This window comes from Acinetobacter sp. SWAC5 (genome assembly GCF_003419885.1).
In the GTDB taxonomy this organism is placed as follows: Bacteria; Pseudomonadota; Gammaproteobacteria; order Pseudomonadales; family Moraxellaceae; genus Acinetobacter; species Acinetobacter cumulans.
This window is the reverse complement of the sequence record NZ_QUWR01000046.1, coordinates 1-8,701: the sequence shown is the minus strand read 5'-3', so window position 1 is coordinate 8,701 and position 8,701 is coordinate 1. Positions and strand designations below refer to the sequence as shown.

8 protein-coding genes and 2 pseudogenes are annotated in these 8,701 nt (G+C 36.5%); 4 read left to right on the top strand and 6 right to left on the bottom strand.

Annotation, left to right across the window (positions count from 1 at the left end; all coding sequences use genetic code 11):
- Positions 1-245: 245 nt before the first annotated feature.
- Together DYI81_RS17340 and umuD are read right to left on the bottom strand one after the other, a co-directional pair.
- A complete protein-coding gene (locus tag DYI81_RS17340) occupies positions 246-1,535 on the bottom strand; it encodes a Y-family DNA polymerase (RefSeq protein WP_038350012.1) in 1,290 nt (429 codons plus the stop codon).
- On the bottom strand, positions 1,532-2,092 hold the full coding sequence (gene umuD / locus DYI81_RS17335; RefSeq protein ID WP_005006020.1) for a translesion error-prone DNA polymerase V autoproteolytic subunit: 561 nt from the start codon (positions 2,090-2,092) through the stop codon (positions 1,532-1,534). Before umuD ends, DYI81_RS17340 begins: the two co-directional genes overlap by 4 nt.
- A 150-nt stretch (positions 2,093-2,242) precedes the next feature.
- On the opposite strand from umuD, the gene DYI81_RS17330 reads away from it, so the two are divergent.
- A complete protein-coding gene (locus tag DYI81_RS17330) occupies positions 2,243-3,622 on the top strand; it encodes a hypothetical protein (RefSeq protein WP_005006018.1) in 1,380 nt (459 codons plus the stop codon).
- Positions 3,623-3,990: 368 nt separating this feature from the next.
- Here DYI81_RS17330 and DYI81_RS17325 read toward each other — a convergent pair whose 3' ends face one another.
- The 4 genes from DYI81_RS17325 to DYI81_RS17310 form a co-directional block, all read right to left on the bottom strand.
- Positions 3,991-5,316: a DNA cytosine methyltransferase gene (locus DYI81_RS17325; RefSeq protein ID WP_005006017.1), complete on the bottom strand. Its 1,326-nt coding sequence runs from the start codon at positions 5,314-5,316 to the stop codon at positions 3,991-3,993.
- A gap of 65 nt (positions 5,317-5,381) precedes the next feature.
- On the bottom strand, positions 5,382-6,440 hold the full coding sequence (locus tag DYI81_RS17320; protein ID WP_005006014.1) for a DNA cytosine methyltransferase: 1,059 nt from the start codon (positions 6,438-6,440) through the stop codon (positions 5,382-5,384).
- A gap of 108 nt (positions 6,441-6,548) precedes the next feature.
- Entirely contained in the window at positions 6,549-7,325 is a 777-nt protein-coding gene (locus DYI81_RS17315) for a hypothetical protein (RefSeq protein ID WP_005028581.1), read from the bottom strand.
- Positions 7,326-7,492: 167 nt separating this feature from the next.
- On the bottom strand, positions 7,493-7,858 hold the full coding sequence (locus DYI81_RS17310) for a hypothetical protein (protein ID WP_005028583.1): 366 nt from the start codon (positions 7,856-7,858) through the stop codon (positions 7,493-7,495).
- A gap of 256 nt (positions 7,859-8,114) precedes the next feature.
- On the opposite strand from DYI81_RS17310, the gene DYI81_RS17305 reads away from it, so the two are divergent.
- The 3 genes and pseudogenes from DYI81_RS17305 to DYI81_RS17295 all read left to right on the top strand — a co-directional run.
- Entirely contained in the window at positions 8,115-8,399 is a 285-nt protein-coding gene (locus tag DYI81_RS17305; protein WP_117008164.1) for a hypothetical protein, read from the top strand.
- Positions 8,400-8,421: 22 nt separating this feature from the next.
- Positions 8,422-8,514: pseudogene (locus tag DYI81_RS18050) on the top strand (transposase); the annotation flags it as partial.
- A gap of 50 nt (positions 8,515-8,564) precedes the next feature.
- Positions 8,565-8,701 (top strand): annotated as a pseudogene (locus DYI81_RS17295) (IS5/IS1182 family transposase); the annotation flags it as partial.

The following is an 8,701-nucleotide window of genomic DNA, read 5'->3' as shown; positions in this document are numbered from 1 at the left end:
TGGCGATTCAGCGTTTAATTGGTTTTGGGAAAAAAGAAGAGTTTAAGGAAATTTTGGCAATTTTAAGAAGGCAGAAGCCTGATAGGATAAGGGTTCTGTGAAATTTGTCGTGTACAGAGATTTCCGAGGGTGTAGCCAATTGATTTTGAGATTTGATCAATCTCTTTAAGGCAAAGGTTTGATTCCTTGAATGCCAGTTCGAGTCTGACCATCCCCGTCATTGCCAACAAATTCCCTCAAATGAATCAATTGAAGACAATCATACCAGCCTCACTAAAATAGTTACGGCTTTGACGTTCTGACTTAGGTTCCCAATCTCTATTTTTCAGATTACATGATCCAGCAGCAATTTTAGCCTTGCCAAACTTACTTTGAATGTTTTGAAACGCCGTCATTAACGCTTGCTCTTTTTCAAGCTGCTCTACGTCAGTTAGTAGGCCGATCGTGCGATGTTCTTCTTTTATCAATTCACACAACATCACGCCACATTTCTTAAACTCTATCCCCTCTTTGTACAATTTATCAATCAGTGATGTGGCAGCTTTAACCAGTTGCATCAAATTGTTTGTAGGTTGGGTAAACGTGTATGTTAACGACTTGCTGTAATACGGTTTTGACTGGTCAAATGGGTTGGATTGCAAGAAAACAATCAGAGATCCGCATAGCTGGTGTTCAGCAACAAGCCGATTGAATGCATTATGGGTATATTTGCTGACGGCTTCTTGAAGAATTGAGAGCTCAGTAATTTTCTGGCCGAAAGATTTGCTCGAGACAATCTGTTGTTTCGCCTTAGGTGAACTTTCAAATTCAAAGCATGGCTGGCCAAGCAATTCTAAAATCGTACTTTGCATATTCACATTGAAGAGTTCACGCATTCGATTCGGGTTGGATGTTGCAAGATCCAGCACACTTAAAATCCCCATGTCATTAAGCTTTTTAGCGTACTTTCGCCCTACACCCCATATTTCATCAACTGGCATGCTTTGATAGTAGCTTTCGACATCTACCAGGCTCATTGTCACTAAATTACAGATTCCATTTAATTCTGGATTCTTTTTGGCAAGGTTGTTGGCCATTTTACTTTCAGTCAGTGTTCTACCAACACCCACGCACGTTGTTAAGCCAATAAACTTATATACTTGATGCCGAATCTCCCGTGCCATTTCAGTAGCATCAAAGTTTTTAGTAAATTGAGTAAATTCTATAAAGCCTTCATCAATGCTGTAAATGCTGTAACAGCTTGGATCTACAAAACCAGATAATATTCCATGAAAACGGCGTGACATTTCGCCATACAGCGCAAAATTGCTCGATAGCACATGAACGTTATGTTTATTGATGATGTCTTGGACCTTAAAGAGTGGCGCACCCATCGGGATTTTTAAGAGTTTAGCTTCAGCGCTTCTCGCGATGATTGTTCCGTCATTAGAGCTTAAGACAACGCATGGTTTACCCTTTAACTTAGGGTTCCAAAATGCTTCCATCGAACAATATGCCGAATTTATATCAACATGAATAAATACCCGGTTTGTCATTTTCGTGCGTCTTTAATGATGTAAGTCACTACGCCCCACACAATCAATTCCTGTTCAGGTTTTAGAAAAATATGTGAGTGCTCTTGGTTTTCTGCTTTAAGCCAAACTGGAGGGATAGATTTTGCATCTGGACCAAAAATTTCATTAATTTCACCAGCTGACATTTGCTTGGTGATCATCAACCGCTTAACGGTAAAGTCTGTTTCTAGCTGAGCAACAATAATATCTAGATGCTTGGCATTGAAGCTTCTATCGATTATGAGCTTATCGTTAATATCTATACCAGCATTTAGCATGGAACGAGAGCCTACTTTACCAATAAACGTAGAGTACTCATTGGTGATCAGCATTTCGTTGAGATCGACCGACTTTTCAATAAAATCTTGTGCTGGTGAAGGAAATCCAGCTGATAATAATTCAGCTGCAATAGGAATTTGTAAAAGCGAGTTAGATCTGACGTGCTCGAGGTCAAGAATATCGCTTATCTTTTTATTTGCACCGCTAAATGCGATAACTTTCGTTTCAGGTTTTCCTGACGTTGAACTGCAAGTAGACATGAAAAAAACCTTACTATGATTTGAGACCCATTGTATTGAGAGCTGTATGTTTGTTCAAATATTTCTTAAAAGTTACCAATACACAATGGGTTATCCTTGGAGTTAGAATAAAGATCGTCTATCTTATGAATAATAAAATTTACACGTAATATGTCAGAGATGATGCCAATTATTCATTACTTAACAGTACAGGTTTGCAAACGGGTATTCATAGAGCCTAACTACGGCGTAATGCGTTCTAATGATCCATTAGTTATAGATCCTGATCTATCAATGCAGCCATTATGTTTACTTGGCATCTCCGTCAATGATTTTCCATTAAATTACACGGAATATTATGAAAAAAATGACAGTAGTTGTTCCCTGTCAAAATTCCTGAAGACTTTTTGGAGCCGTTACTACAAGACTAATGGCCCAAATATTCCATTAGTTTTTGGAATACCAGATATCCTGGTTATCGATCATCGTGTGAAGGATATTATTAATCAATCATTTTATAGTTGGTTAGACTCGAATAATATTCAATATGAGTTTTCTGATAGTAAGAATAAAAAAGCTATTGCTAATTTTCGTCAGCATCAACACTATCCTTATATTGAATGTTACTCTGAGATAGACGTCCTAGATACATATAAAACTAAAAATGAAGAATATGCCTTACCTTTATCCGTTCTAAACACGATGACTAACTATTTAGATAGTGTTTTTCTCTTATCAAAGCATCGTAAAACTTTAATAGCGTATACCAGCAGACCTATTAAGCATCCAACATTTACAGAGTGCTGTCCTAACGATCTCCGACTATTTGACATTACACCTTTAGAAAGTAAAGCCGATAGAACTTTACAGGATGCATATTGGGTTAGCTCCGATTTAGAAAATGGCAATTATGGATACTTGCGGAATAGACAAGTGAAAGAAGACATAGATTGCACCAGAGAAGATAAAAAAGCTTTTTTGGCCCTAATAAAATCATTGCCAGTTACTCAATGGATGGATATTTTTACAAGCAATCAGATTGAATTATTGAATCAATTAAAAAAACAACGATACAAAGACACAATTGATATCGATCAGATTAATTACGCAGATATGTGTTTTAAATTAGGGTTAAGTAGGGATTCTCAATACACAGTTTTAGCACTGGAGACATCTAAATTAAAACGTTCTGAAATGATTGAACTTTGGGATCAATATTCTCATGGAGGTGATGTTAAGTACTCTTGTGAAATTATGCTTCCTGACTGGTACTCTTCGCGAAATGATAAAATTTACAGATATTTTTATTTATCTATGTGGAACAGCAGCATTATTTTCATAAGTGAATCAGGATCTCCAGCAACAAAATGTTTTGATCAAGATGAATGCATTAATTACATGTCAAAAAATCAATTCAAAATACATAATTTAAGTAATATCGTTGATATACGTCACTTTGATGAATTGCTATTAAACAACAGGCAATATTTATTGAACATCGTTAAAGAAATGGATGCTTTTGAACTTTTAAAGGACCTAAATACCGTATAAAACAGAGTGTGGAAACACACTCTGTTTTATAGAAAATGATTTCTATTGGATATAATTGGACAAGTAATTATAAATACTCGGATCTTCAATATCCGATGGGAATCCACGATCACAGACAAGGATAAACTTATTCCCCTGCTTTATAATTAATGGCTCTGTTCCATATCAAAGGCTTTTTAAATACCCAAAATGGAATCTCAGCTGGAAGTGATGTGTTGTACAACCAGATCCCACTTGAAGCTGGTAGAACGGTTTGGGACAGTAAAGCAAATTGGTTTAAGTGTAATTATTAATTTTATTATCTAGCTTAAAAAGAGGTCATTAGGGACCTCTTTTTTTAACTCATAATTTATAGAATGCAAATAGCCTTATGAGGCCAGACTATATTCCTGTTCATGAGTAAAGTTGGCCAGAACCAGTGCATAAGATAAATCAGGTGGTACTGAGTTACCGACCATACGATATTGGTCTTGTTTAGTTAACTTCAATTGTTGGTTATTTTCATCATGTCCATAACTGAAAATATAATCATGCGGAAAGCCTTGAGCCTTATAAAGTTCAAATGGTTGAAGCATTCTAAAGCCAATATCTTCAATACAATAGCGTTCACCATTGATTTCAATGATTCCAAATTTTTCAAAAAGTTCATTTTTGAAATTTAACCCTTCAGTAAATCTCGTTAATAAAGCTCGTACCTCTGCAAATTGATTTACTGTTGTGAGTGTATGCATAGGTTCATTTAACTCTTGGCCAGTACATCCATTTTTCATTTTTGAAAGGTGACAAACATATAGTGAGTGGGTACCGCCTTTAGTTTCAGCTGTAATTGTCCTCAAAGGCTCATCGATCGGCATTGATCTCCGACTTGATCCATTTGCACATTCTGTAAGAATTGGAGCAGCTGCATCAACGATATATGGCTCTGGATTATGAACGATATATTTCAAAATACCGCGAACAATACGCTCTAACGTAGCTGGTGCCAGTGCTTTTTTTCTTTTAAATATACTAGGGCAATCAAAACTTAGATCTACGCATTCAGCAGCTGTACGCCATGGCAATAAACGTCCCTTTTTTACAAGACTGGTATTAGGATTACCATGGGTTTCCTTTGGCCATACGATTGGCAATCCATCACGGCGAGCTATTAAGAAAAATCGATTTCGTATAGTTGGTGAACCGAAGTCACATGCTTTTAATTCTTTGTATTCAACTGAGTATCCTTGATATTTCAATGCATTTACAAAGCAATTAAACGTTCGTCCCTTACGCTTTGGGCATGGACGTCCATCTTTATCAAGGTCACCCCATTCTGCAAACTCCGTTACATTTTCAAGCATTATTACACGAGGTCGAACCTTTGCTGCCCAGCGCAATGCAATCCAGGCCAATCCCCTAATGTTTTTATTGAGAGGTTTACCTCCCTTAGCTTTGGAATGGTGTTTACAGTCTGGGCTCAACCAGACTAATCCAACGGGTTGATTACCAGTGATTTCAACTGGATCTACATCCCAAACACTTTCACAATAATGTTTTGTAAGAGGATGATTTACCCGGTGCATCGCCAAAGCTTTAGGATCATGATTAATAGCAATATCAATCGGTCTCCCAAATGCACGTTCTAAACCGGTTGATGTTCCACCACCCCCGGCAAAATTATCAACAATAAGTTCGTGTGGTAATAAATTAAACATAATATAAACTCCAAGTTTTTGGCTTTTTGCCACTAAATTCGTGTACGCGAATACTGTATGAATACTTAGGCAAGCATTAGTTCATTTATAGAATCAATGGCTGCCAAATCATCATAATCATAGTAAGCATCATCGATGGCAGACGAAATTTCATATTCAGAAACTCCTGAATTCAGAGCGAGTTTTAAAAGATTCCGGTCTAATCGGTCATATTTGTTTGAAAATGCCATCAGTTTATGGTCATGCGCGTTATTGGCCATAAAGAATGAATATGCAAAACCAACAGGCGTTACACTTCGAGCATTTTTAGTGGCCAAGCTTTTCCCACCATATAACTTGTGCATTTTAGATCCCTCTATAGGCTCTACTGGTGCAATAGGTAGGTCAGCATTAAATCTACCCCATAATAAGGTTTTCTTAGTGTAAGTATCCCCAAAATGAAACGGATCAAACGACAGACGCCACGGCGACAACCCGGTTAAGCTCGCAATACGCCCTACTGGATTCTCAATTGCCCAAATATTCGGTTTAAAAAATTCAATTGTTCTTAAAGTTTGGTACACCAGCTCAATACTGCTTAACGTGCGACCATCAGCATCTTTGGCGGTAAAATGTCTTGCACCAGAAACAGCAAAGTCAGTACATGGGCATGCAGCTAAAATCGCATGAACGTCCAAACCATCAAAGCATGCAAAAAGCTCGTTAAAGAATTCCACGCTGAAGTTATTAATATCGCCAAAATAAGGATCTGCCTGTATATCAAAGCGAAATACTTGATAGCCAGCATCAACCCATGGTTGTGACCATGTGCCAGACAAATCAAAAAGAGAAATGACAATTTTTTGGTTGTTTTGGTTGCGGATCGTTGGATCTAGATATTGGTTAAACGCAACGTTTTTCCATTGTTCTAAACGCTCTAATGCGGAAGATCTGGACATCCAGCCATTAGCTTCAACATATGCTTGTGATTTCTTATTTAAGCGAACAACTTCATTCTTATGCGGTGCATCAAAGATATTTGAAATCTTAAACTCAGCATCAATAAAACTACTTCTTGCATCCAATAAAAGCTTATTGAAAAGTTGCAATTGTTCATTATTGTTTTGCGTTTTTACTAAATCCACGACCGACTCCAAGTTTTAAGCAATGAGCTTGATTACCTAATTTTAGAGTAATTTGTATGAATATAATTTTTTTTAAAAATAGTTATATGTCTATTCAGTTGAAGACGATTATCTACCATAAAGCTTATTGAGCTTTTCGGATGCTAAATCACTAAATTTGACGTAAATTGTGCTGGATGTCTTTGCCAATTTAACTTCAAGATGCTCATTAATCTGGATGTAAGCACCTTTACTAATATTTAGATCTTTAGTTAACTCCTGGATAGCCTGATCAAACCTATTCTCTTCTATCTTTAATAGTGAATATTCATTACTAATATTCAAATTAATAGATTTAGCGACCTGTTCAAAAGTGCGAATCATATTAAAACATAGGTCTATTTTTCTTTTTTTATTGATGCCAGTGCCGTGTATACGGGTTCTAGGAGATTTCTCGACAAACTTAAAACTCCATATCGTGTCGTATATACCAACTTGATTTGCCAAAACATCAACAAGAGAAGCGTTGCTAGATAGATTATCCAAGTCAGCAAGTGCTTTTCTTACCATCTTTAGTCCGAATACCTTACTGTTATGAGTACAATACTTCGTATAAAACCTAGTTTTTGCATCTGATTGGTGATTTATCTTAATAACTATTTGGTTATAAACCTTAATCCAATAAATATTACTCAATGTTAAATACAAAGGATCTCTTTCAGGCTGGCTTTGAATATTAGGAAGTATTACATTGAGGTCTGAGTGCTGGTTGAGTTGTAGTATGGATAATTGTATTTCTGGATCAAAAGAAACAAAGACCTTTCTTGCTTCAAGTAGCGCCGTAGTCTTTGTAGAAAACTCCTTAGAGAGCTCTTTTAATATTTGTTCTATTTCAGACTTCATCATAGTCGGTTTAACCAAAATTATCGAACAACAATAAGTAAATTAAAATAAATAGACAATAGAATGTTGGACACAACTATTAGCTCACCACAAAGCTCTTCTAGAATCAACATTTGAATACATCCTACGATTGAATAGACGAAAGGCCTGTAACCAGGCCTGGTAAATGATTACTTTGTATAAATCACATTCTTATATTGTGTTTGGAGCTTGTAGAACTCACGGCGAGATAGCTCTTTAGGGTTTTGAGCCATGATCGTATAAAACTTACGAATCTCTTGTTCCTTTGTTTCCGATGGTTCACTGATCTCAGCAATACGCACGGTTTCATACCAGCCGACTACTTGGCCATAGTCTTTAGATGCGATTTGCGCCGTAGAATAAAATACATAAGAAATAATGATGGTTGCAACACCAGTAATCGCTAACAACGTAAATGTCGTGCGACCCCATGCAAGAAGCTTTGCTTTGTATTCATCAAGAGCAAGCAACCAAGTACCAACCATCGCAAGAGCTAAAATATCACCTAAAATCATTTTGGTTTTCCTTAAATAAATTCACATTTCGCTTTTAATTATAGAAAATAAAACCCTTAAAACTTTTTTTCTAAAAACAATTATTCTTTTCTTAAAATATTTAAAAAGACTTATAAAACCACTTTAAGTTTGCTTAAAAACGCATACGCTGATTTTAATTGATTAAAATAAAACTCACGTTTTAATTTTTAGAGAAAAGTTAAAACCTTTTAAGGATTGATACTATGTATCTATTCCAACAGATAGGCGATCCCCTATGCACTCATTACCAGTTGACGCTAAATCAGCAAAACATTTTGCATCGAATCCTTTAAGTGATTGGGCAATAGGACTTGTCAAAGCTGATGCGGTGAATAACCACCTTAGTTTTGATGCTAACTGCAACCTTCAGTTAAGCACCGTTTTTGATTTTATTGCGATTGCGGATACCGAAGCAGAAGACTTTGAATCGCTGTTTTTAAAAGAGTTTGGTGAGGATTTCACACCATTAAGTCACCTGATGTGTGCTGAAAAAACAGGAGGTTTTAACTTGGTAAACTAAACACACTCATCAGGAGTTTACCATGAGCAAGAAACACAAGACTTACACCACAGAATTTAAAGCTGAAGCCATCAAATTAATTGAAGCCAATCAAGGCAATGTCTCGGAAACGGCTTTGTTGCACAAACCTATCTGTAAAGGGTTTTTCAGCGATATAATTTTCAAATGAAGAAGCCTACACACAAAATCTACCGCACAACCAATTGGCCCGCATATAACCGAGCACTCATGAGTCGCGGAAATATTGCCATTTGGTTTGATCCTGCTACGCAATGGTATGCGCCATCAAAAGGCAAACAAGG